The 23,834-nt window shown below is 62.3% G+C and carries 21 protein-coding genes, 1 pseudogene and 1 riboswitch; of the genes and pseudogenes, 13 read left to right on the forward strand and 9 right to left on the reverse strand.

Annotation, left to right across the window (positions count from 1 at the left end):
- The first annotated feature begins 185 nt into the window (after positions 1-185).
- The 5 genes from ASH01S_RS14870 to ASH01S_RS14890 all read left to right on the forward strand — a co-directional run bounded on the left by ASH01S_RS14870 (position 186) and on the right by ASH01S_RS14890 (position 5,535).
- Positions 186-1,595, forward strand: a complete 1,410-nt coding sequence (locus ASH01S_RS14870) for an extracellular solute-binding protein (RefSeq protein WP_067929237.1) — start codon at positions 186-188, stop codon at positions 1,593-1,595.
- A 188-nt stretch (positions 1,596-1,783) separates the two neighbouring features.
- Complete coding sequence (locus ASH01S_RS14875; RefSeq protein ID WP_083517228.1) at positions 1,784-2,617, forward strand: carbohydrate ABC transporter permease; 834 nt, start codon at positions 1,784-1,786, stop codon at positions 2,615-2,617.
- A 46-nt stretch (positions 2,618-2,663) separates the two neighbouring features.
- Positions 2,664-3,497: a carbohydrate ABC transporter permease gene (locus tag ASH01S_RS14880; RefSeq protein WP_067929238.1), complete on the forward strand. Its 834-nt coding sequence runs from the start codon at positions 2,664-2,666 to the stop codon at positions 3,495-3,497.
- A gap of 124 nt (positions 3,498-3,621) precedes the next feature.
- Positions 3,622-4,491, forward strand: coding sequence for a sugar phosphate isomerase/epimerase family protein (locus ASH01S_RS14885; RefSeq protein WP_067929239.1), 870 nt, complete (start codon positions 3,622-3,624; stop codon positions 4,489-4,491).
- A gap of 42 nt (positions 4,492-4,533) precedes the next feature.
- Positions 4,534-5,535 carry a Gfo/Idh/MocA family protein gene (locus ASH01S_RS14890; protein ID WP_245629101.1) on the forward strand — a complete coding sequence of 334 codons (1,002 nt, stop codon included), beginning with the start codon at positions 4,534-4,536 and terminating at the stop codon, positions 5,533-5,535.
- A 34-nt stretch (positions 5,536-5,569) separates the two neighbouring features.
- On the opposite strand, the gene efeB is transcribed toward ASH01S_RS14890, so the two are convergent.
- The 4 genes from efeB to ASH01S_RS14910 all read right to left on the reverse strand — a co-directional run bounded on the left by efeB (position 5,570) and on the right by ASH01S_RS14910 (position 10,637).
- Positions 5,570-6,943, reverse strand: a complete 1,374-nt coding sequence (gene efeB, locus ASH01S_RS14895) for an iron uptake transporter deferrochelatase/peroxidase subunit (protein WP_083517226.1) — start codon at positions 6,941-6,943, stop codon at positions 5,570-5,572.
- Positions 6,944-7,012: 69 nt separating this feature from the next.
- Entirely contained in the window at positions 7,013-8,212 is a 1,200-nt protein-coding gene (efeO, locus tag ASH01S_RS14900) for an iron uptake system protein EfeO (protein WP_067929241.1), read from the reverse strand.
- 126 nt (positions 8,213-8,338) lie between these two features.
- Positions 8,339-9,844 carry an FTR1 family iron permease gene (locus ASH01S_RS14905; protein ID WP_245629102.1) on the reverse strand — a complete coding sequence of 502 codons (1,506 nt, stop codon included), beginning with the start codon at positions 9,842-9,844 and terminating at the stop codon, positions 8,339-8,341.
- A gap of 205 nt (positions 9,845-10,049) precedes the next feature.
- On the reverse strand, positions 10,050-10,637 hold the full coding sequence (locus tag ASH01S_RS14910; RefSeq protein WP_067929243.1) for a TlpA family protein disulfide reductase: 588 nt from the start codon (positions 10,635-10,637) through the stop codon (positions 10,050-10,052).
- 283 nt (positions 10,638-10,920) lie between these two features.
- On the opposite strand from ASH01S_RS14910, the gene ASH01S_RS14915 reads away from it, so the two are divergent.
- The 4 genes from ASH01S_RS14915 to ASH01S_RS14930 are packed head-to-tail and all read left to right on the forward strand — an operon-like array spanning position 10,921 to position 14,711.
- A complete protein-coding gene (locus ASH01S_RS14915) occupies positions 10,921-12,819 on the forward strand; it encodes a copper resistance CopC/CopD family protein (protein ID WP_067929244.1) in 1,899 nt (632 codons plus the stop codon).
- A gap of 41 nt (positions 12,820-12,860) precedes the next feature.
- Positions 12,861-13,580: a YcnI family copper-binding membrane protein gene (locus tag ASH01S_RS14920; RefSeq protein WP_245629103.1), complete on the forward strand. Its 720-nt coding sequence runs from the start codon at positions 12,861-12,863 to the stop codon at positions 13,578-13,580.
- A 57-nt stretch (positions 13,581-13,637) separates the two neighbouring features.
- Complete coding sequence (locus tag ASH01S_RS14925; protein ID WP_067929245.1) at positions 13,638-14,270, forward strand: SCO family protein; 633 nt, start codon at positions 13,638-13,640, stop codon at positions 14,268-14,270.
- A 6-nt stretch (positions 14,271-14,276) separates the two neighbouring features.
- The gene (locus ASH01S_RS14930) at positions 14,277-14,711 is read left to right on the forward strand and encodes a FixH family protein (RefSeq protein WP_067929246.1); all 435 of its coding nucleotides are present in this window, start codon (positions 14,277-14,279) and stop codon (positions 14,709-14,711) included.
- A 370-nt stretch (positions 14,712-15,081) separates the two neighbouring features.
- Here the strand turns inward: ASH01S_RS14930 and ASH01S_RS14935 are convergent, their stop codons facing one another.
- The 4 genes and pseudogenes from ASH01S_RS14935 to ASH01S_RS14950 form a co-directional block, all read right to left on the reverse strand.
- The gene (locus ASH01S_RS14935; RefSeq protein ID WP_067929247.1) at positions 15,082-15,897 is read right to left on the reverse strand and encodes an ABC transporter permease; all 816 of its coding nucleotides are present in this window, start codon (positions 15,895-15,897) and stop codon (positions 15,082-15,084) included.
- A gap of 2 nt (positions 15,898-15,899) precedes the next feature.
- Entirely contained in the window at positions 15,900-16,916 is a 1,017-nt protein-coding gene (locus tag ASH01S_RS14940) for an ATP-binding cassette domain-containing protein (protein WP_067929248.1), read from the reverse strand.
- Complete coding sequence (locus ASH01S_RS14945; protein ID WP_067929249.1) at positions 16,913-17,104, reverse strand: hypothetical protein; 192 nt, start codon at positions 17,102-17,104, stop codon at positions 16,913-16,915. The genes ASH01S_RS14940 and ASH01S_RS14945 overlap by 4 nt, the downstream gene beginning before the upstream one ends.
- Before the next feature lie 54 nt (positions 17,105-17,158).
- A pseudogene (locus ASH01S_RS14950) lies at positions 17,159-17,474 on the reverse strand (DUF4004 family protein); the annotation flags it as partial.
- Positions 17,475-17,768: 294 nt separating this feature from the next.
- Here ASH01S_RS14950 and ASH01S_RS14955 point away from each other — a divergent pair.
- The 4 genes from ASH01S_RS14955 (at position 17,769) to ASH01S_RS14970 (ending at position 23,192) form a co-directional block, all read left to right on the forward strand.
- Positions 17,769-18,413 (forward strand): SCO family protein, encoded by a 645-nt coding sequence (locus tag ASH01S_RS14955; protein ID WP_067929250.1) that lies wholly within the window; start codon positions 17,769-17,771, stop codon positions 18,411-18,413.
- 62 nt (positions 18,414-18,475) lie between these two features.
- Positions 18,476-19,210: a glucosamine-6-phosphate deaminase gene (gene nagB, locus ASH01S_RS14960; RefSeq protein WP_067929251.1), complete on the forward strand. Its 735-nt coding sequence runs from the start codon at positions 18,476-18,478 to the stop codon at positions 19,208-19,210.
- A gap of 131 nt (positions 19,211-19,341) precedes the next feature.
- Positions 19,342-19,541: riboswitch (cobalamin riboswitch) on the forward strand.
- 312 nt (positions 19,542-19,853) lie between these two features.
- Positions 19,854-22,118, forward strand: a complete 2,265-nt coding sequence (locus tag ASH01S_RS14965) for a ribonucleoside-diphosphate reductase subunit alpha (RefSeq protein ID WP_083517227.1) — start codon at positions 19,854-19,856, stop codon at positions 22,116-22,118.
- Between the two features lie 36 nt (positions 22,119-22,154).
- Positions 22,155-23,192, forward strand: coding sequence for a ribonucleotide-diphosphate reductase subunit beta (locus ASH01S_RS14970; protein ID WP_067929252.1), 1,038 nt, complete (start codon positions 22,155-22,157; stop codon positions 23,190-23,192).
- Between the two features lie 243 nt (positions 23,193-23,435).
- Here ASH01S_RS14970 and ASH01S_RS18585 read toward each other — a convergent pair whose 3' ends face one another.
- The gene (locus tag ASH01S_RS18585) at positions 23,436-23,597 is read right to left on the reverse strand and encodes a cupin domain-containing protein (protein WP_157067163.1); all 162 of its coding nucleotides are present in this window, start codon (positions 23,595-23,597) and stop codon (positions 23,436-23,438) included.
- Between the last annotated feature and the right edge of the window lie 237 nt (positions 23,598-23,834).

Consider the following 23,834-nt stretch of genomic DNA (forward strand, 5'->3'; position numbering starts at 1 on the left):
TAATATAGAACCAAATGAGGTGGCCATCACAAAACATGAGAGCAAGGGGGTCTTTCACACTTTTATGTAAACGCTTACTGGAAAGAGCGGCGGGATGTGACGGGGGTCGAGACGGAGGGTTCAGAGCGCTGTCGCAACCTCGCGAGGGATGTCGATGGGGAGAACGGCCTAAGGGGGAGTCGTGTATGAAAAAGACGAGAGGTGTCTGGAGCGTCGTATCGACGCTGGCGTTGTCGGGCGTTGTGCTGGCGGGGTGTGGGACGTCCGCATCGGGCGGGGGCAAGAACAGTGAAAACGCGTCCGCCTCCGGGAATGGAAATCAGGGACAGCAGACCATCACAGTGGCCTATCAACAGTTCGGCAAGCCGCCGTATTACAACGCCGAGTGGCTGCAAAAGGCGGCGCAACAGTTTGAAAAGCAGCACCCCGGCGCCAAGGTGAAACTGGAGCCGATACAGGCCTCGGAAAACGACTTCTACACCAAGATTGACCTGATGATGAAATCCGCCAGCACGGCGCCGGATGTGGTGACCGAAGATACATTCCTCATCAACGCGGACGGATCGGCCGGCTACTTGCAGTCCCTCAACGATTATGTCAGCCAGTGGAGTGACTGGTCCAAGTTCAGCAGCGCGATGAAGTCCGGATCGACCTCCAACGACGGGACGGTCTACGGAGTGCCGTTCAGCACCGACACGCGCGGCCTGTATTACGACGTCAACATCTTCAAGAAGGCGGGACTGCCGGTCCCCTGGCACCCAAAGAATTGGAACGACATCCTGACGGCGGCCAAGGCCATCAAGGCCAAGGTGCCGGGGGTGGTGCCGCTGTGGATGCAGGTCGGCAAGGCCACCGGCGAGGCCACCACGATGCAGACCTTTGAGATGCTGCTCTACGGCACTGGGGACACGCTGTACGACGCCAAGACGAACAAGTGGATTGTCAAGAGTCCGGGCTTTCTCGATTCCCTGAAGTTTATTCAGGATGTGTACTCGCAGAACCTAGGACCGAGCCTGTCGCAAATCCTAAATGCGCAGGCGGGCAACACGGAGTCGCAGGACCTGATGCCGCAGGAGAAAATCGGCATCGCTCTGGACGGCAACTGGCTGCCGGGGAACTGGCTCAAGTCGGGGCCGTCGCCGTGGCCCAACGGCACCAAGGCGTACCAGTTGACCGCGATGCCGACCGAACACGGCCAGGCGCCGGGATACACCTCGATGTCCGGTGGTTGGGCGCTGTCGATTGCGAAAAAGTCGTCCCACAAGGATTTGGCCTGGGAGTTCATCAAGGTGGCGGCCAACAAGGAGAACATGGAGTGGTACGACGTACACCAGGGGAACCTGTCGCCGCGCGAGGACATTGCGGCAGACTCGAAGTACCAGAACGCCCCTGGGCAGTTCTTCAAGGTGGCCACGTCGTTTGAGAAGTTCACCCACTTCCGTCCGGCCAACTCGCAGTACCCGAGCGTGTCCACCCAGATTCAGACCGCTGTCGAATCGGTGGCGACCGGATCGGCCACGCCGGAAGCGGCCATGCAGCAGTACGCGGCCAACGTGGCCCGCATCGTCGGCCAGAGCCATACCGAAAGCAAGTAGCGCCAAGCCTCCTGCACGGGCGCCTGTGACCGACCGTCAAGGCGTCCGAGGCAGGGGGCAGATTCGGCCAGTGAGGGGGCGATGCCAAGATGGCGGTCAATCCGAGTTCAGTGCCGAGTGTCCGCAGCGGGCGCCTCATGCGCGTCTCGCCGCGCGGGGCGGGCAGCGGTTGGAAGGCGGCATTGTTCATGCTGCCGTCCTGGGTGCTGCTGCTGGTGTTCTTCTTTGTGCCGATTGTGCTGACGTTCTACTTCGCCTTCACCGACCTGTCTCTGACCGGCACCTCCAGTTCGGCGGTGACGTTTGTCGGGTTTCGCAACTTCGCTGCGATGTTTTCGGATCCTACTTTCCGCGTCAGCATCCTGCGCACCATCACGTTCTTGGTCTTTTCGGCCATCATCGGCCAACAGGTGCTGGGGCTGCTCTTGGCCATTCTCATGAACGAGCGGCACCGGGTGTTCCGCAGCGTGGTGGGGGTGCTGGTGTTGGCTGGCTGGGTGACCCCGGAAATCGTGGTGGCGTTCATCTTCTACGCCTTTTTCAGCGACCAAGGCACTCTCAACACGGTCCTCGGTTGGCTGCATCAAAAGCCGGTCGCGTGGCTGTACACGTTTCCCATGACCGCCGTCGTTGTGGCCAACATCTGGCACGGCACGGCGTTTTCCATGCTGGTGTACCAAGCGGCGCTGGGCGACGTGCCCAAAGAAATCCTCGAGTCGGCGGAGATAGACGGCGCTGGGCGCCTGCAGCGGCTGGCGCGGGTCACCCTGCCCGTCATCAAGGGCTCGATTGCGACCAACATGGTGCTCATCACCCTGCAGACGCTGGGGCTGTTCACCCTGATCTACTCGCTGACCGGCGGCGGACCGGGGAACAAAACCGAGACGCTGCCCATCTACATGTATCAACAGGCGTTTGCCGATTACCAGCTCGGCTACGGCACGGCGATTTCGTTGATCCTGCTGGTCATCGGCATTCTCGCCAGCTTGCTCTACATGCGCATGCTGAAAATCGATTTGTAAGGCGTGTGGCTTCGGCATCACGCTGTGGGTAAGGAGGTGCGGCCGCATGCCGCGCGTCAGTCGCTTCACCCTGGACAAGGTGCTCGCCTATGGGGTCCTCGCCCTCATCGGCATTGTGTTTCTCGTCCCGCTGCTCTGGATGATCTTCGCGTCGTTCGAGCCCAATGCCACCCTGTCCATCACTTGGCCGCGGTCGTGGTCGCTGGTGAACTTCGTGCAGATTCTCCAGCAACCGGCCAACCAGCGGGCGTTTCTGAACGGCCTCTTGCTGTCGCTCGGGCAGTCCATCCTTGTCGTGTTGGTGGCAGGGTTGGCGGCTTATCCTCTGTCCCGCTACCAGTTGAAGTACAAGCGGCCGTTCATGTACACCATCCTGTTTTCCACCACGCTGCCGATCACGGCTGTGATGGTGCCGGTGTACGAGCTGTTCGTCTTCCTGCATATGACCGACTCGCTCTGGTGGACGATGCTGTTTCTGGCGGCGTCCGGTCTGCCGTACGCGATTTGGATTATGAAAAACTTTATGGATTCGGTGCCCTTGGAACTGGAGGAGGCCGCGTGGACGGACGGAGCCTCGACGCTGACCAGCCTGCGCCGGGTGGTCGCTCCGCTGATGGTGCCCGGCATCTTCACGGTTGGCATCTTCACCTTCGCCGGCAGCTGGGGCAACTTTTTCGTCCCGTTCATCCTTATCCAGAGCCCGGCGAAGCTGCCGGCCTCCGTGACCATCTTTCAGTTCTTCGGCCAGTACGGATCTGTCGCGTATGGGCAACTGGCCGCCTTTTCCATGCTCTACACCATTCCGGCGGTGGTGTTGTACATCCTCGGCCAGCGCTACATGTCGGCTGGCTTCAATTTCAGCGGAGCCACCAAGGGCTGATGCAGCGCCGCTCGATGAGGGTGCGTCCATGTCTGGCCGCCGGAGAGCGCATGCACAACGGAGGGAACGCGTTTACAGCCCAAAGTTCTTCGCAATTTGTTAGGGAAGCGAGGCGGAAAGAGAAATGTCCATACCGATTGGAGCGCGCATCCCGCCACAGCTGATGCGCCAGGGCATCGACGAAGCTGCGAGGCTGCTGAAGAGTCTCGGATTGACCGCAATCGATCTGCCGGAACTGAACGACCAAGCCGTGGCGGCCGCGCGGCGGCACGACCTGACCATCGGCACGGTCGACATGCAAGGGGTGCCTAAGCTCCTGAGTCCCGACGCCAATACCCGCCGGCAGGCGGTCGAGTCTGTCTGTCAGCAAATCCAGGGGGCAGCCGCTGCCGGATGCCGGGCATTGTTTGCGTGTTTGGTGCCGGAGCGCCTGGAGCAGCCCATTGCCGAGTCTCTTGAGTATTTCGCGGACAGCTTCACGCCCATCGCGCAGGCCTGTGAACAGGCGCAGGTCCGCGTCGCTATCGAGGGCTGGCCCGGCCCCGCCCCGCACTACTCGACGCTCGGGTACACGCCGGAGGTGTGGCGCGCCATGTTTGCGCGCGTCCCCTCTCCGGCCATCGGTCTTTGTTTTGATCCGTCCCATCTCGTTCGCCTGGGCATCGACTACCTGCGCGTGCTTGAGGAGTTTGCCGATAGAATCGTCCACTGCCACGGCAAGGACACTGAACTTCTGCCGGAGAAGCGGTACCTGTACGGCTCTTTGCCCGCGCGGCTGGACCCGCCACCTCGCTTTTCGGAAGGGTCGTGGCGCTATACGATTCCCGGCGCCGGCGAGGTGGACTGGCGGCGCGTCGCCTATCGACTGCAGCGCATCGGTTATCCGGGGTGTGTGTGCATCGAGCTGGAGGACGCCGGTTACTGGGGCAGCCTGGAGCAAGAGCTGCTGGGGATTCAAACCGCTTTCGCCCACCTGCGCCGATGCTTTGTTTGATGAGGAACCCCCGGCTTACCTACATGGAAAGGATGGATGGGCATGGCGAAAGTCCGGTTTCTCGTGGTCGGTGTCGGTGGCATGGGACAGGCGCACATCCGCAGCCTGTTGGCCGTGCCGGACGCGGAGATTGTCGCACTGGTCGATCCGTCCCCTCCCGCGCTCCAACGCGCGCAGTCGCTCTCGCCCCGACTCGCGGGCGTGCCGCAGTTTGCCTCCCTCCGCGACGCCTTGGCGTCGGTGAGGGCGGACGCGGCGGTCATCGTGACGCCACACAGCCAACACTTCGAGCAGGGTATGGCCTGTCTGGACAGCGGACTGCATGTCCTGATGGAAAAGCCGTTCGTCGCGGGGAGCGAGAACGCCCGCCGGCTGATTGACGAAGCGAAAGCGCGGCGGCTTCACATCGCGGTCAGCTACCAGCGCCATACCGAGGGCCCGTATCTGTACCTGAAGCGGCTGATTGACGAGGGGACGCTGGGGGAGATCCGGTTTGTCTCCGCGTACCAAGCCCAATCCTGGCTCGAGTCGCAGCGCGGCACCTGGCGGCAGAACAAGACGCTTTCCTGCGGCGGGCAGCTGAACGACTCCGGATCGCACCTGTTGGATGTGGTGCTGTGGTTGACCGGGCTCGAGCCGCAGGCGGTGCTGGCCCGGGTGGACAACCGCGGCACCGAAGTGGACATCGACAGCGCCCTGACCGTGCAGTTTGCCGGCGGCGCGGTGGCCGTCTTCAGCATCGTCGGCAGCGCCAACATCGCGTGGTGGGAGGACGTCTCGATTCACGGCACGCAGGGCAGCGCGCTTTACCGCAACGGCGAGCTGTTGGTCTCCACCGGCTTGAATCAGCCGCTCACGCGCGTGGACGCGGACCAACTGCCGGCCGAGAGCAGCCCCGACGCCGACTTTGTCGATCTGGTGTTGGGCCGTGTCCCTGCGGCGGCAGCGCCTGCCGAGTGCGGCTACAGGGTGGCCAGACTGACTGAGGCCGCCTGGCAGAGCGCCGAAGCTGGGACATGGGTGCCTTTTGCCGCGCAGGCTTGACGCTTCAGGCGCGTTCGCGGCCTCTCCCGGACTGTCACTCTTCCAGCAGGGTGCGGCCGACGTAGTCTGCGCTCGACCGGGCGCCGGGCGGACAGGCGAACAGCGCGCTGCCGTTGTGCTGGATGTACTCGTTGAGGGCGTCGTTCTCGGCCAGCCGGCGCAGCACAGGGATGAACTGGGTCTGTGGATTGCGCACAAAAGCGATAAACACCAGCCCGGCGTCGGTCTGGCCGGTGCGCGTATCGACGCCGTCGTTGTACGAGTACCCGCGCCGCAGCATCATCGTCCGCCCGTCGCCGTGCGCAAGACGCACGTGCGCGTTGGCCGGCATGCGGCTGACGCGCACCGGCGAGAACTCGTCCGCGCCGCCGTACGGGGCGCCGGTGTCTTTGTGGCGGCCGAACGTGTCCTCCTGGTCGCGCAGGGATTCGTGATCCCAGACTTCGATGTAGATACGGATGCGCCGCACGGCCATGTAGGTACCGCCTCGCATCCAGGCCGGCTGGTCGCCCTGGCCCACCCAGAGGAATTTTTGCTGCAAGTCGGTGTCGCCCTGGCGGATGTTGACGGTGCCGTCTTTGAAGCCCATCAGGTTGCGCGGCGTCTCTGCCTGGCCGCGCTTATCTCTCGGGATGCCGAGAAAGCCCGACTGCAGCCAGCGCACGGCGGCCACACCCTGGGCGCGGCGGAGCAGGTTGCGCACCGCGTGAAACGCCACCTGGGGATCGTCCGCGCAGGCCTGCACACACAGGTCGCCGCCGCAGCGCTCAGCCTGCAGCGCGTCCCGCGGCATCGGCGGAATGGCTTGCAGCAGCTGCGGGCGCTTGTGGGCGAGACCGAACACGTCCTGGCCGTCCTTCACAAACAGGCCCGGACCCATGCCGAAGGTGACGGTCAGACGCGCCGGGCCCAGCCCTTCGGCTTCACCCGTATCGTCCGGCGGCAGGTAAGGGTTGCTGGAGCTTTGGCCCACCGCCTGGCCGTTCGTCATCCGCGCCGCCTCCCGCGTCCAGTCGCGCAGCAGGTCGCGCAGGTCGCTTCGGCTTTTCGTCGTCAGATCAAAGGCGGCCAGTACCATGTGGCTCTGTTGCGGGGTCACGATGCCCGCCTGGTGCGCTCCGTAGAAGGCGATCTTGTCCGCCTGCCTCGTCGCCGCTTCGGCCGTAGCCGGAGAGCTCGCCGCCCCGCCGCCCACCGCCTTCAGCAACGCCCCCATGCCGCTGGCGCCGACTGCCAGACCTACGCCCGCGCCCAAGCTCACGCGTAGCATCTCCCGCCGCGACATCGGTTTTTCAAACAGGCTCCGCCCTTCGCCCTGGCCGGCCTGGTCCCCGGCAGCCGGCTGGGCCGGGTCCTGGACTCGCCCATCCGTCACCATCCGCGGCTCATCTTGGTTGGTTTTGCTCATCCTGTCCTCTCTCCCAGTCGCCCAAGTTCCCCAGTCACAACCGGTACCCGGCGGCTGCAGCTCCAGCGTTCACCCGAGCAGCTTGGCCGCCTTCGACAGCGGCTCCGCCAGGGCGTTGATGCGCTCGCTGATCTGCCGCGTGTCCGCCTGGGTCAGGTCGTTGTACGGTTTGTAGCCGTCGCCCTGACGGTAGGTAGCCATCAGCGCGTCAGCCTGCTGGAATCGCTGCTCAATCGTCTTCGCCAGCGCCGCATCCTGTTTCTCCAGAGTCGGCTTGACCACTTCGAATGCTTCTTTCGATCCGTCCACATTGGCGCTCAAATCGACCAGGTCGATGTGCGAGTACCGTTCCTCCTCGCCGGTGACCTTGGTGGTCGCCGCCTCGTTGAGCAGCTCCACCGCGCCGGCGATGACCTGCACCGGCGTCAGCTTGACCGTCTTCACCTTCTGCTGCAGGTCCTTTTCGTCGGCCACCAGCTGCCGGGCGTAAGCGGCCTGTCCGGACAAGGAGTGCTTGACCCAAATCGCCTTTTCAATCTCATGGAACCCGGTCCACTTCGCCTCGCCCGTCACATCGTTTTCGCGGGCGTCGATGCGAGGATCGAGATCGCCAAAGCTTTCCGCAATCGGTTCGATGCGTTCGTAGTACACGCGGGCCTTGGGGTAGAGCGCCTTGGCCTGATCCAGGTCGCCGGTCTCCACCGCCTGGGCGAACGGCTCTGTGTGCGCAACCAATTGCTGCACCTGCTGTTCGACGTATTTCTGGTATGTGTCCACCGCTTGTTGCAGTTGCGCGCTGTCCGCGCCTGTCGATGTCTTGCTGCCGGACACCGTCTGTTTCAACTTGGTCAACGCCTTGGCCATGCCGTCGTTCAGTTGGCTGAGCGCCTTGGCGTCGAAGTGATCCGATTTCGCCCCGGCGGTCAGCGGCATCCAGTACTTCTCAACCTCGTTGTACTGCAGCGGGTAGTCGACATGGACGCGGTTCTCAAACCGGTACCAGGCTGCTTCCACCTGCGCCGCGCTCTCCTTGAAGCCCTGTGCGTCTTGTTTGGCGAGCTGCGACTTGATGGTCCGGGAGAGTTTCAGCATCTTGTCGATGCCGTCTTTCACGTCCTGCTTCGAAACCTGGTTGGCCGGTGTCTGCAGGGTGCTGCTGTTACTGCTGGCGCTCGCCCCGGAAGTGTTGCCGTTATTGGTGCTGCCGCAAGCGGTCAGCGGGAGTATGGAGATGAGTACGGTAGCGGCGAGAATCGGTGCCGGTTTCATGGAAATAGGTATCCTCCTTTGTCTATCGATCTCGGATCTCGGTCAGTTCTGGGTCACGCAGTTCTGGGTCACGGCCATCGCTGGCTGCGGCTGCTGCGCTCCCGACCTGGCCTCATTGGGGCCGCATCAGGCCTGAGCCGCATCCGCCCGCTCGGCGGTTTGCCTCTGCCGAATCCGTCGCCCCACCAGCACAGCGGCGGCAAACACCAGCAGCGCCAACTGCGGCAGCGTGCTCAACCAGGACGGATACACTCCCAGCGCGTCGATGCTGGGCAGCCGGCTGTCGGTGCCCGACGGCAGGAAACCAGCCAATTGCAGGCTGTGCAAGCCCATGCCGGTGAACTTGAAGCACAGGTAAAAAACAATAAGGCTGGAAACCAAGAAGAACGGGCGCAGCGGCAGCTTGACCCCGAAGAACAGCATCAGCCAGGCGATGACCACCAGCACCAACAATCCGCCAAGCAGGCCGACGACCAAGCTGTGCAGCGGGATTTGGCTGGCCACGCCGACGATGAACAGCACGGTTTCCGTACCTTCCCGAAAAACGGCAAGAAAAGCGAGAAGGCCGAGGGAAATCAGGCGACCATTGGACAGGGCGGCCTGGCTTTGCCGCCGGATGTAGCGGTTCCATTCCGCGATGTTCGACTTGCCGTGCAGCCAGTAGCTGACGTACAGCAGCATCGCCGCGGCAATCACGCCGCTCCAACCGGAGATGAGAAAGTTGTTGTCGCCAAAGGCGCCGGAGGAGAACACCAGCTTGACCGCCACTGCCAGGAGGGCGCTCATCACCAGCCCGCCGCCCACGCCCGACCAGATCCAGGCGCGCCCGCGTCGGGCCAGCCCGGCCTCCGATTGGCCGGCCTTGCCGACAAAGGCGAGCAGAGCTGCCACCACGAGCAAGGCCTCCAAACCTTCCCGGATAGGAATCATCGCCGCGTCCCAGGCGGTGTAGCCGCTGTTTTGGGCCAGCGGAGACAGGTAGCCAATCATCTTCTCGGCCAGCGCCTCGGCCCCTTTGTAGTCGGGGGGATTTTTGTGCACCATCGCGTCGAGCACAACCATGTCGCGCTCCGAGTCGTTGTAGACGGTCGAGGACTGGGCGACCACAGACCCCTCCACACTCAGCCAGGACTGACGCACCTGCGCTGTGTCTGCCTGCGCCTGCTGCAGGTGATGGCTGGCGATGTCCGCACGCGTGGTCTTGAGCAGCGACAGAAAGTCGGACAGGGTGATGTCCTGCTTTTGAAACCCTCCCGAGTCTCCATAGCCGCCGTCTATGTATTTGGCATCCGTCTTCTCCAGCTGTTGCAGCGCTTGTATGACGGCGCCTTTCTGTCCCTCCATGAAGGCGTATTCCACCTGGCCCATATTGGCCTCAATGTCGGTGTAAGCCTGACCGGAGTCGGACTGTACGTGGGTCTCCATCTGCAGCCAGCGGTCGTTGAACTTCTCGTAACTCTGCTTGGCTGCGTCCAGGTGTCCTGCTTGCGCCTGGGATACCGCCTGCTTCAAGTACCCCTGCATCGCCTTGACATCGGTCTGCCCCTGGGTCGCCGCCCACGCGGTCGCTCCACCTGACAGCAGACCAAGCCCAAAGCACACCGCGGTAGCGGCTATCATGCGTCGGAGCACGAGATCCTCCATCCCCTTTTTGCAGCCGAGCAAGCCGCGGAAAAGTTGACTTATGAGGTCAAGTTTAAGGGCCTCGTAGCCGTCTCGGCTGTGATTCTCATCACGTTCGTTAGTATAAACTAACTCATATGCTTTGTCTAGGGGAATTGGTATGGGGGCTGAGGGTCATGGTACCCCCACGCCGGAAAGGGCGCTTGGGGCGGCCTTAGGTGGTCAAGCCGTTCCCGTTTGTGGCGCCCAGCGCCTGTTTCCAGACCGGCAGGGTGTGCTCGCCCTTGAGCAGTTCCACCTGTCCGTCGCGCGCGAAGGCCAGAGTGGGGAACGAATACTGGCCGTGATCGCCTTCCAACAGGTAGTACACTTTGGCGTGCCGGATGCCAAACGCTCGCATCTCCTGCCCGTTGATGCGTTTGGCCTGCGCCAGCGTGGTTCCTTTGGCGAAGCCGACGCTGACAAACACCGGGAATCTCCGCAGCTGGGACGCGTGCTGGTGCAGCAGCACGATGGTGCGCTGGCAGTGCGGGCACCAGTAGGCCTCAAACAACAGCGGCTGCTTGTGCGCGTCCAGGGTGACCTTGCGGCCCGATGCGTCGTACACGGTGACGCGCTCGTAGAGCGACGCGCCCTTGGTGGTGGCATCAAACTTGGCAATGGGAGTGGTTTTCTCGTCCGCCAGCCGGTTGGTGAAAGTTGTGGGCACCGAGGACGATTTCTGGATTGGCTGGCAGCCCGCCAGCGCGAAGGCGGCGGTGAGCGCCGCTGCCCATGCTGTCCATGCACGCCACCTGAGCACAGTCACGCCTCCTGTCCGTTGGCCGCCCCGTTGACCTTCATTCGGCGGACAACGGGGAAGCAGGGGTGCTCGATTCCATCTGTCCGTCTTTCATTATAAGAGCCCAGCGGTCCGAAGGCAGCGGTCGCAGGAGGCCGGGGAGGCGGCCTTGCCCAGGAATGTCTCGAGATTGTCACAGACAGGCCAAGGGAGCCGGTTCCTCGGCACTGAGCCGGGCGCTATGCTGAGGTCGGACTCGCTATTCCTGTTATCTCCAAGAACGCGTGGATGGGGGTGATATGGGATGCAAGCGTTGACCGAACGCTTCCTGCGCGGCTTCCCGGCACCCATGCGCTGGCGCGGCCTGGTCGTGGCGCTGGCGGCGGGTCTGCTGGTATGGGTGCAACCGCTGTTCACCTCCGCTCACGCCTACATCGTACGGGCCGATCCGGCCGCTGGCGCCGTCGTCCATACGGAACCGCGGCGGGTGCAGATCTGGTTTGACGAGTCGGTTCAAGCGGTGTTCGACGCGGTGCGGGTGGTCAACCAGACCGGGCAGCGGGTGGACGAGCGCGACGCCCGGATAGACGCCAAGGACCCCCACCTGCTGGAGTGCACGCTGCAACCTCATCTTTCGCCGGGTTTGTACACCGTCGAATGGCGCGTGATTTCGGCCGACGGGCATCCGGTCAGCGGCGACATTCCGTTTCGCATCGCCGGTGCCGCGTCTGCGCCGGGAGGCACCGCTACAGGACGGGGACAAGCAGAGACCGCGCCGGCGCAGGCCACGCGCGGCTACGTACCAGGGCCGGACATGGTGGTCATCCGCGGACTGAGCTACCTGGGGGTCGCGGTCAGTCTCGGTGCGACCCTGCTGATCACGGCCGTGTTGGCCGGGATGGCGGGCGTGCAGCGGGCGCGCCGGCGTCTGCGCTGGCTGCGCGTGGCGGGATCGTGCGCCCTGCTCGTTGGCGTGGGCCTCAGTCTCCCGCTGCAGACGCGGGTGGATGCGGACATCGGATGGGGGCAGGCGTTTTCGCCCAGTCTCCTTGGCCTCATGTTGTCGGCCACCAAGTTCGGCCACATCTGGCCTTGGCAGTTGGGCCTGACCTTGGCGCTGCTGGCGCTCTCATGCTTCGCCCTGCTGGCGGACCGGGCGCTGACCCGCTGGGACCGGGAGCAGGTGGACGAGGCGCCCACGGTGGCCGCGGACACGTATGTTCTTACCCGCGTTTGGTTGGGCCTGCTTGAGATTTCCATTTGCACCGTGGCGGCGGCGGTGCTGCTGTGCCAGGCGCTCACTGGCCACGCCGGCGCCGAAACCGCGCCGGTCTGGCCGGTCATCTCGGACGTGGCGCACATGCTGGCCGCCTCGGTTTGGCTCGGTGGGGTGGTGGGGCTGTTGCTGCTGGCATTCGCTGGCGATCGCCGGATCTGGGTGTCTGCGCTGCGGCGCTTCGGCCCCTGGGCGGGGGCCAGTCTGGTGGTTCTCGCCGGCACCGGGTTGTACGCGGCGCTGCTGCACGTGCCGACCTGGTATGCGCTGTGGCGCACCAGCTACGGGCGGACGCTGCTCATCAAGGTCGTGCTGGTGTTCATCATGGCGCTCCTGGGCGCCCTGCACTTTTGGCTGGTTCGCCGCGGCCATACCCTGTCCGCAGGCCGAACTGCCGAAGTGGGCGGCGCACCGGCCGAGACGACGGGCGAAGCACCGGCCGGCAGCACAGGAGCGAAGACGCCGACTGGAGTGGACCGCCTGCCAAGACGTTTGCCCACCCTCTGGATGGAGGCGGGCCTTGGCGTGTGTATTCTCGCCGTCACCGCCGTCCTGGCCAATCTGCCGACCGCCATGGCCGCGCCCGGGCCTGTCGACAAGACGCTGGCTCTGGCCAAGGACGTGCAGGCACGGGTACAGGTTACGCCCAACGTGCTCGGCGTCAATCGCCTGGTCGTCCAGTTGACGCGCGACGGCAAGCCCGACACCGATGTCCAGCAGGTGACGGTCACGTTCACCATGCTCGACATGTCGATGCCAAACGAGACGGTGCGCTTGCAGGAGCACCATCCCGGACGCTACACGGCCCGGGGCGCCTGGTTGTCGATGGCCGGTCACTGGCGGGTCCGTGTGCACGTCTTGACACAGGAATTCACGGATGAGAACGCCGAGTTGCAGATGGTCGTCGGCAGTCAGAGCGCGGATTGAGACGGGGAGTCAGCGAAAACTTGTCAGGAGGGGATGACCGAATGGTCGGAAAGATGGCATACTGGAGGAGCAAGGGTCAGGGGAGTCGGACGCGTCGGCGGCTGGGCAGGGCCGCGGCAGGCGTGCTCTCCGGCGCCGCAGTGATGGTGCTGTGGGTGGGGGTGGCCAGCGCGCACGTGACCGTGTGGCCGCAGACGTCGACTCCCGGGGCGTGGGAGAAGTACACGATGCGCGTCCCCACGGAACGGAACGATCCGACCGTCAAAGTGGTTCTGAAGATTCCATCTGGGGTGGAATTCGAACAGTACGAGCCGGTCGCCGGATGGAAGTTCAGCGCGCAGAAAAACGCTTCCGGCGAGGTCACGACAGCCACTTGGACCGCGACGGGAGGGGGCATTCAACCCGGGCAGTTCCTGGAGTTTCCGTTCATCGCGCAAAACCCGTCCCATGACACCAGCATCGCCTGGAACGCGTACCAGTACTACAAGGACGGAACGATTGTCGAGTGGACCGGCAAGCCGGGCAGCGACACCCCACATTCGCTGACCACCATCCGCAAGCAGGTGACGGGGTCTGCCAGTACGACGACCGGATCGGGCGGGGAGCAGCGGGTATCGACGTCATCCGGTGCGTCCGCCACTCCGGCGCAGACCTCGACGGTCCCGTCCTGGCTGGCGCCGGTTTCGCTGGCTGCGCTTATCATCGGCGTCGTGAGTCTGCTTCTTTCGGTGGTCGGCTTGATTCGGCGGCGTCCGCACTGACCCCTGACCCGACACGGCGCGTGTCATTCCAGGGACACGCGGAGGGAGCGTTGTCCAATGCGCAAGCGGCGTACCCGTTGGTGGAACCTCGCGTTTGTCAGCGTCGTGACCGTGTTGGTGGTGGCCATCGCCAGCGGCTTGGTCTATATGGTCCGGGCCGCCGGGGGCACCTTGCCGATTGAGGGGCAGGCGTCCGATTTTACCGCGACCAACGTCGATGGGCGCAACGTTCGCTTTTCTTCCTTGGATGGGAAGATCCGACTTGTGACTTGGTTTTACACCCACTGTCCCGATGTCTGTCCGCTGACTGCCCATCGTATGCAACAAATCCAAACGAAACTGGAGGCCGAGGGCGTGTTTGCGAGCAAGGTCGACATCGTGGCCATCGACCTGGATCCTGAAAGCGATTCCCTGCACGACATTCGCATCTGGTCCAGCCACTTCGACCCGGACTACCACGGCTGGTACTTTGTGCGGACGGATCCCGAGCATACAAAACGTATATTGAAAGCGTGGGGGGTGGAACGGAAGCTGATTCCAGGCAGCGTCTACGTCTCTCACACTATCAAGACTGTCCTCGTAGACGAAGATGGGAACATTCGCAAGACGTACAACACGGCCAACCTGAATGTGGACGAGGTGGCGAGCGACGTGAACGGGTTGATACGGCGCGAGAAGTGGGGGGTATAACCAGGCATGAGAGGCGATTTGCGGGCCGTCCTGACGGTCGTCGGCGCGGCCGCCCTTGGGCTGGCGGCCGGCTGCGGGCAACCCATCAACCACGTGAGCGAGGCGCAGGCCAAGGCGCACATTTCGCAGATGCAATCGTTGCCCAAGGTCAAACTGCATCTGGACGGGCCGGACGGTCTCAGCCACGGCCAACCGGTGACCATCTCCGTACGCGTGACGCAGAACGGGCAGCCGGTCAATGACGCGGATATGGTCGAGTTTGAGCTTTGGCAGCAAGGCGCGCCCGCATTCAAGCACCACTTCCTGACCGCCAAGCGGACCGGCGACGGGGTGTACTCGGCCGTCTTTCATTTCCCTGCTGCCGGCCCTTGGCAGGTGATGTACCACGTGACCGCGCGCGGGACGCACGTGATGGAACCGACGCGGGTGACGGTGAAGTAGGTACGGGGCACGATTGGCCTTGCCGAGCCAGGGGATTCCTGAAAAGCGGATGGTTTCCGACACGCGATGCTCTTCAGTTTCGCTGCATGCAGTTGACGCTGGCCGGGGAGCAGGGGGAAAGCCCGAGAGGGTCTTGTTGCAGGATCGGCAGCTGCAGGTGGTCGGGCTGTTGTTTGCGGCCGCGGTCATCGTTCTTATGTGCATTCATTCATGACTGGCTGCCTGCATCCTGAGCCTCTTCAGACTCTCCTATCCCCTTCCACACCATGCGCGGGTGTGGCTGCGAGAAGCTGCAACGGATCTGGTTTTTGGCGCTCCACAAGGCGCTTGCCATCCTTATCCCAATCCTGAGCGATTCATCTTCCCAAGGTTAGGTCCGGCGCATGTACGCGCGGACGGTGAGCGGCGCGAAGATGGCCACGATGATGGCGGCGCCGATGAGAGAAATGCCGAAATCGCCGCCGATGGTTCCGGCGTTTGTCAGGTCTCGGACAGCCGAGATCAGGTGCGAGATGGGATTGAATTTGGCGACCCACTGGAGCCAGTCTGGCATGGTCTTGACCGGCACATACGCGTTGGAAACAAAGGTGAGCGGAAACAAGATCAGCATCGCGATGCCCTGCACGCTGGAAGCCGTACGGGCAATCACGCCGAAGAAGGCGAATATCCAGCTCACCGCCCAGGAACACGCAATCACCAGCACCCCCGCGATGACAACGTCGCCGAATCCTCCGTGGGGTCGATAGCCCATGATGTACCCCATCACGAAGGTGAGCACGGTCGCGACGGTGTACCGAACGGTGTCGGCCAACAGGGCACCCGCCAATGGGGCAATCCGCGCGATGGGCAACGACTTGAATCGGTCAAATACTCCCTTGTCCATATCCTCCCGCAACTGAACGCCGGTCACGATGGAGGTCGTGATGACCGTCTGCACCAGGATGCCGGGGATGATGAGAGGCAGATAGCTGTGCACGTTCCCGGAGATGGCGCCACCGAAGATGTAGGTAAACATCAGGGTGAAGATAATGGGCTGGAACGTGACGTCGAACAATTGCTCCGGTGTGCGCCGGATTTTCAGCAGACCCCGATACGCCATCGTGAACGAGTTGCGCACCGATTGGCGCAGGCTCGCGTGGTTTTTCAGTTGCAGCTCGGATACGGGTGTGATGGGCAGACTACTCATGTTCACATCGCCTCCTCTTGCTTGGCCTCGTCGGACGCGTCTTCTTCCACCCCGTGTCCGGTGATGGTCAGAAAGACTTCGTCAAGGGTTGGTTTTTGCACACTCATCTCGGTCAGGCGGATTCCCGCTTCGCGCAGCGTGATGAGCAGGTCGGCAACGAGATCGGCGTTGGCCATCGGCGCCGTGATTTTCCCGGCCTCCGGCGAGACGATGGACTGCACCTTGAGCACCCGTTCCACGGCTTGCCGAGCCACTTCGATGTCCCCTGGATTCTGAATCCGCAGTTGCAGGGAGGAGCTTCCGACCGAAGCCTTCAACTCATCCACGGTGCCTTCGGCGATGACCCGGCCATGGTCGATGACCGCGATGCGGTCAGCCAGTTGGTCGGCCTCATCGAGATACTGTGTCGTCAGCAGCACGGTCGATCCCGTCTGTACCAAGCGACGGATGGTGTCCCACATCTGCGCTCGGGTGCGCGGGTCCAACCCGGTCGTTGGCTCGTCCAAAAAGATGAGCGGTGGCTGCGCGATGAGGCTGGCCGCCAGGTCCAGCCGTCGCCGCATGCCGCCGGAAAAATTCTTCAACGGGCGTTTGGCGGCCTCCGCCAATCCGAATTCCTCCAATAACTCGGACGCCTTGCGCCGCGCCTCTTGGCGCCCCAGCCCGAGCAAGCGGGAGAAGATGATGAGGTTCTCCCAGGCGCTCAGCGTCTCGTCGACCGACGCGTACTGACCTGTTACGCCTATCAATTGACGGACAATATGCGACTCCTTCACCACGTCGTGCCCGAAGATGCGCGCCGAACCTGCATCCGGCCGCAACAAGGTCGCCAGCATGCGAATGGTGGTGGTCTTGCCTGCCCCGTTCGGGCCCAGCACACCATAGATGGTACCGGCCCGCACGTTCAGGTCAACACCGTCAACCGCCCGATTGTCGCCAAAGGTTTTCACGAGCCCGCGCGCTTCGACGGCCCAATCGCGGCCGCCCGCCGCCGGTTCTCTTGTGTGTACGCTGTTCATCGCAACTCCTCCTGTAGGCTGAACATACGGGAACAATAACCCACATTTATGAACTGAATATGAACAGGGTTTGGTTTCGCGCTGCCTCCGTCCACCGTCACCGCGCCGCGAATGTTCAGGGTGTCCGCCGCCAGATCCCCATGCACCTCCATCAGGCCCAACACCCGCACCGTCGCCGCCGTGCACATCAGCGCTCGCGCTCAGCGTGCCAAACACGTGCATGGCCTTGGCGAGGCTGCCTTCGTAACAATGTTTCGTTTCAGCAACTCTTGGGGAGGCAGGCTCAACCGTGCCGGATTGGGTGAAAACATCGCCGCCATCTCGTCGAGCGACAGGTCGTCCTTCATCGACTGGATCTTCTCGATGCGCGCCAGAATCTGCTGGCGGGGAAAGAACGCCTTCTGTCCCGTGAAGGTAGAGCGGCGAATGAACCACTCCTTCGGAATCGGTTTTTTCACTTCCAGCGGTACAGCTGTTCGTACGAGATCCGGTCTGTTCCAGCCGTTCTTTCTTCGAAATCAGGTCTTTGTCCGCATGACCATACTGACCCGCATCCACGAAGCACCGCTCCGCGCATCAGTGTAACATAACATTGTTACGTTAGGCAAGCCAAGAATTTTCTCATCCTGTATGAGTCCCAGATTCTTTTTGGACGATTAACCAATTTAGACTGGGATTCAGTCAAGGTACAGCGAAATCATGCCCAAACGTGGGCCGGAATCTGAAAACAGGCATGGCTTAATTTTCGCATGTCTCTTATAGTATATTGACGGTGAGATCAACCATTGGGGACGATAGCAAGCACGCACATGCGCCACCATCGTAGAACCGGGTCCCTGGGAGGTGTCGGGTGTGGTCAGTCGGTATGGACAACAGCCGTGGCGCCGCCGCATGCGGGCGTGGACGGCCGTCCTGTTGTGCTCTGGCTTGGCGGCGGTGGGGTGCGGGTCTGCCCAAGGCGCCACCTCCATGCAGGCGGGCAAATCGGACTCCAGCCAGGTCAACCTGAATTGGCAGGTGCCCTATTTCCGCGATACGGATGAACAGGGCCAGCCCTTCAGCCTGTCCGACCTGCGCGGGAAGGTGTGGATGGCCGATTTCATGTTTACGAATTGCACGAGCGTCTGTCCCTTGACCACCGCCCACATGGCGAAGCTGCAGCGGCGTCTCAGGCAGGCGGGTGTCGACGCGCAGCTTGTGTCCTTCACGGTCGATCCGTCCCATGACACGCCCCAGCGCCTGCGCACCTATGCGGCGAAGTATCAGGCGGATCTGACGAATTGGCACTTTCTGACCGGTTATTCAAGCCGGAGCATCACCCGTTTCGCCCGCGACGGATTCAAGGCGGTGATTGAGAGCATCCCCAAGAGCAACCAGTACACTCACTCCACCGAGTTTTACCTGGTGGGCCCTGACGGCAAGGTTGTCCACGTGTATGACGGGCTGCACCCGAATTACGCGAAGATCGTCGCGGCCGTGCGGTCCCTGGAAACGTAGAAGGGGCATATCCAAAGGCAAAAGAGACGTATGGTAGACAGATGGACGGAGGAGTGGGAGAGATGAAAATCCGCGTCTTTGACACACCGGACCAGGCCGGCTTGTACGCGGCTTCGCTCATCGAGCGGGTGGTTCTGGACACGGCCCGGCCGGTGCTCGGCCTGGCCACCGGCAGCACCGTCATCCCTTTGTACCGGGAACTCATTCGCCTGCATCGATGCGGACTGGATTTGCAGCATGTGGTCACCATCAACCTGGACGAATACATAGGGCTGCCTGCGGACCATCCGCAGAGCTACCACGATTTCATGTACAGGCACCTGTTTGCCCACATCCGGGTGCCGGAGAGCCAGATTCACATCCCCAATGGCAACGCCGACAACCTGGACGCCGAGTGCGAGGCGTACGACGCCTTGCTTCGCCAGTACCCCATTGATCTGCAGATTCTCGGTATCGGCGTCAACGGTCACATCGGCTTCAATGAACCGGACGACCTGTTGGTCTCGCGCACACACGTTGTCCAACTCAGCGAACAGACCATCCGCAGCAACGCCCGCTTCTTCAAGGACGAATCCGAAGTGCCGCGTCAGGCCATCACCATGGGCGTGCAGGCCATCCTGCAGGCACGCCAAATCGTCCTGCTCGCGTTTGGCCCCGAGAAGGCGCATATCGTGGCCCGCGCCATCCATGGCGAGGTGCGTACCGACGTACCGGCGAGCATCCTGCAGCTGCACCGGGACGTGACCTTCGTGTTGGACAAGGAAAGCGCGCGCGAAATCCGATTGACGCCTGCCTGAGACCCGCGAGGAAACGACGGGGACGGACGGTCGCTTCTGTGCATCCAGCCGTCCCTCTGTCTGGATGTAGTGTTTCCATACCTGAATCCCCCTTGCTCGGCACCATATATAGTGATATACTCACGCTACAAACGAAATACCGAGCTTCTGGTGCCCAGTTGGGCTGAAAAGGGAATCCGGTGCAAGTCCGGAACGGTCCCGCCGCGGTGAGGTGGAGGCCAAGACCCAAGCGGAGCAGTTAGACGCTCAAGCCACTCGGCGCAAGCCGGGGAAGGCGGGTCTTGGCGCATGAAGCCCAAGTCCGAAGACCTGCCAGAGCTCGTGCCCAGTGGATCTCTCACGAGGATGGGAGAGGGCTGACACCACATCTGACCTGTACACCTTGCTGGCATCCGGTCGTATCCTGCAGGTCGTCCGGCCTGCGGCCGTTGGTCGCAGCGGTGGGCTTAGGGTGGCCTGGGGACGGCTAGTGATTCCTGAATGGACCATATCCAGCAAAACCAGGTCGCGTGTCGCCAACTCAACCCCATTCTCCATCCGGAGATGGGGTTTTTTACATAGCTGGGCGGGGGTTTTGGCGCCGGGGCGCCGTCTGCGGGCGGGATCGAAAAATCCACACGACACTGAGGGAGAGAGGATTCAGATGCCGCAACACACGACACTGCCGCGTCCTGCCACCATCGACGCCGGGACGGAAGGGATTCCGGACGAAGTGACCACCTTGGTTCAAGCGGCCTGTGACGCGTTTCCTGCCTGCCAGCCGGAGACCTTGTGGCCGCTCATCCGAACGCAGGCGCCCGCGCAGGCTTCCGTCGACGCCTGGATGGCTCTGGCCATCCAGACTGCGGTCGAGCAGACGTCGGTCGATGCCCCGGATTGGCAGTATGTGGCCGCCCGCCTGCTCCTCTACCGGAGCCAGCGGCAGGTGAGAGAGAATCGCAGGCGCGCCGGTATCTCCGGGGAAGCGTACGAAAACTTCGCCGGCCTGATGGGTTATCTGGAGCAAATCGGCCGTTATGGAGAATACATCCGGCAGGGATACACAAGGGCGCAGCTGGCGGAATTGGAGGCGTACCTCAAGCCTGAGCGGGACCTCCTGTTCACCTACGTGGGACTGAAGCAGCTCTTGGACCGGTATGTGATTCGCGGCCTGGACGGGGAACTGCTGGAGATGCCGCAGGAGCTGTTCATGGGTGTCGCCATGCACCTGGCCCTGGGCGAGGCGGACAAGGTGCGGCGGGCGAAGGAGTTCTACGATGTCCTGTCGAGCTTGAAGATGACGGTCGCCACCCCGACGCTAAGCAATGCGCGCAAGCGGTACCACCAGCTCAGCTCGTGTTTTATCGACATGCCGCAGGACGACCTGGTCAGCATCTACGAGACCGACAAGGCGTTTGCCCGCGTGTCCAAACACGGCGGCGGCATGGGCATCTACGTCGGCAAGATCCGTTCCCGCGGCGCGGCCATCCGCGGTCACAAAGGGGCCAGCGGCGGCGTCATCCCGTGGATCAAGAACTACAACAACACCGCGGTCAGCTGCAACCAGTTGGGCATGCGCCAGGGTGCCGCCGCCATCTACTTGGACGTGTGGCACAAGGACATCCTCGACTTTCTGCAGCTGCGCACCAACAACGGCGACGAACGCATGAAGGCGCACGACATCTTCCCCGCTGTTTGCGTGCCGGACGAGTTCATGCGCCGGGTGGAGCGGCGCGACGCTTGGTACCTGTTCTGCCCGCATGAGGTGGAGCAGGTGATGGGCTTTCGGCTGGAGGACAGTTGGGGCGAGGAGTTTGAGCGCCGCTACCAGGCGTGCATCGACCATCCGCACCTCGACCGGGTGGAGGTGCCGGCGATTGACGTCATGCGCCGCATCCTCCAGTCCGCCTTTGAGACCGGCACACCGTTTGTGTTCTTCCGCGACACCGCCAACCGCCTGAATCCGAACAAACACGCCGGCATGGTCTACTGCAGCAACCTGTGCACCGAGATTGTGCAGAACATGAGCCCCATGCAGGTGGTGGAGGAGACGACCGACGAGGGCGACATCGTCATCCGCTATCAGGCCGGGGACTTCGTCGTTTGCAACCTGTCCTCGCTCAACCTCGGGCGCTGCGGCGACTTGGCGGACATCGAGCGCGTGGTCGAACGGCAGGTGCGGATGCTCGACAACGTGATCGACCAGAACGAGTACCCCGTGCCGCAGGCGAAGATCACCAACCAGCGCTACCGCGCCGTCGGGCTCGGCATCAGCGGCTATCATCAGTACCTGGCGGAGCGGGGCATCCGGTGGGAGTCGGAGGAGCACCTGCAGGCCGTGGACGAGCTGTTCGAGTGGATAAATTTCTTCGCGATCCGCACGTCGATGCGGCTCGCCCAGGAAAAGGGGGCGTACCCGTTGTTTGACGGATCCGACTGGGAGACCGGCGTCTATTTTGACCTGCGCGGGTACCATACGCGCCCAGGCGGCCCCGATTGGGACGGCCTGCGCCAGGATGTGGCCCGCTTCGGCCTGCGCAACGGCTACCTGTTGGCCGTCGCGCCGACTAGCAGCACCAGCCTGATTGCCGGCAGCACCGCCGGGATTGATCCGGTCTTTGCCCGCTTCTTCCTTGAGGAGAAGAAGAACGGCGTCGTCCCGCAGACCGCGCCCAACCTGAACGAGCGCACGTTCTGGTACTACAAGGAGGCGCACACCATCGACCAGACGTGGAGCATCCGGGCGGCCGCGGTGCGCCAGCGCCACATTGATCAATCCCAGTCGTTCAACCTGTACATCACGCCGGACATCCATGTCCGCGACTTTCTCGATTTGTACCTGCAGGCCTGGCGATTGGGCCTGAAGACCATCTACTACGTGCGCAACAAGTCGCTCGAAGTGGAGGATTGCGCCGCCTGCTCGGCGTGAGCGACGACGCACAACAAGCGGAAGGAGCACGCAACCATGCAATTGGAGCGGACCAAGCTGTTCAACGAAGCCGGGGATCGCGATTGGGGCAAGCGGCGCATCATCGGCGGCAACACCACCAACCTGATTGAGCTGAACAACATCAAGTACGAGTGGGCGTACCGGATGTACCGGGCGATGATGAGCAACTTCTGGATTCCCGAGGAGATTGCCCTGGCGGACGATGCCCGCCAGTACCCCCAGTTGACGGCAGGGGAGCAGCGGGCCTTCAACAAAATCCTGTCCTTTCTCATCTTCCTGGACAGCATCCAGACGCACAACCTGCCCAACATCAACGAGTACATCACCGCCCCCGAGGTTAACCTGTGCCTGACCGTGCACGCCTTCCAGGAGGCGGTCCACTCCCAGTCGTACGGGTACATCCTGGACTCGGTCGTCTCCGCCCAGGTGCGGGACCAAATCTACAACGAGTGGCGAAACGACGAGCACCTGCTGCGTCGCAACCAGTTCATCACCGACCGCTACGAGGAGTTCATCGCCGATCCGAGCGACCGGAACCTGGTCAAGACGGTGATGGCCAACTTCATCCTCGAGGGCGTCTATTTCTACTCCGGGTTCAGTTTCTTTTTCGCCCTCGGTCGCCAGGGCAAGATGCTCGGCACCGTGTCCGAGATCAAGTACATTCAGCGCGACGAATTGACACACCTGGCCCTGTTTCGCCACATCTTCGAGGAGATTCGGCAGGAAAACCCGCAGCTGGTGACGGACGACTTGATTCGCGAACTGCGCGCGATGATGGCCCAGGCGGTCGAACACGAAATCGCCTGGGGTCAATATGTGACCGCAGGCGAGATCGCCGGCCTCAGCGACGACCTGATTGACCGCTACATCAAATATTTGGCCAACCAGCGTCTCAGGTCTCTCGCGCTCGATCCGCTCTATCCCGAGGTCACGGACCACCCCATGCGCTGGGTGGACCAGTACGCGGCCATCAATTCCACCAAGACCGACTTTTTCGAGCAGAAAGTGACCAGTTACACCAAGTCGGCCAACCTGAATTGGGACGAGCTGTGAGCCTGCCCCGCCCCGAGGGACCGCGCTGACCACATCGCCGCCGCACCTTGGCATTGACGTCTATTTCGACACCAACGCCTTGGGCATTGTCGCTGCCCAACAGCATGATCACGTGTTAGGCAAGTAACCGCCCCGTAGGCGCTAACCTAGATGGGGCGGTTTTGCAGCGCATGCCGCCATCCGGCCAGGCAGTGGATGATTTGTATTGAGCGAGGCCCATGGAGAGTTGGGGGATTGGGGGGGCTAGGATGGACCTGCTGTATAGGAGTCGATGACCAGAAAGTACTTGCACTCGGTATCACCCAGGTTGAGAAAGCGATGGGGAACGTTCGCATGGAAGAATAGGGAGTCTCCTGTATTGAGATCGATTTCCTTGCACAGGGGGACCTTTGGTTGGCATCCCATCCACACCAGTTCATTCAAACAATTTCTTTCGCAGAATCTGAATTTGAACCGCGAATAGCAACAGTACGTAAATGATGCTCCATGTGAAGACTAAGGCTAAGCGTATCGAGCTGGTTGTGTTCCAGTTTGAGAGAGCGTACAGGAGATGCGCAATGGGTGGCAACACCCACGTAATCCAACGAATTCCCGGGGGAAGTTCGTTACTCAAGCTTTGAGCAGCTAAAGAGAATACAGCCC

The organism is Alicyclobacillus shizuokensis NBRC 103103, from assembly GCF_001552255.1.
Classification (GTDB): domain Bacteria; phylum Bacillota; class Bacilli; order Alicyclobacillales; family Alicyclobacillaceae; genus Alicyclobacillus_G; species Alicyclobacillus_G shizuokensis.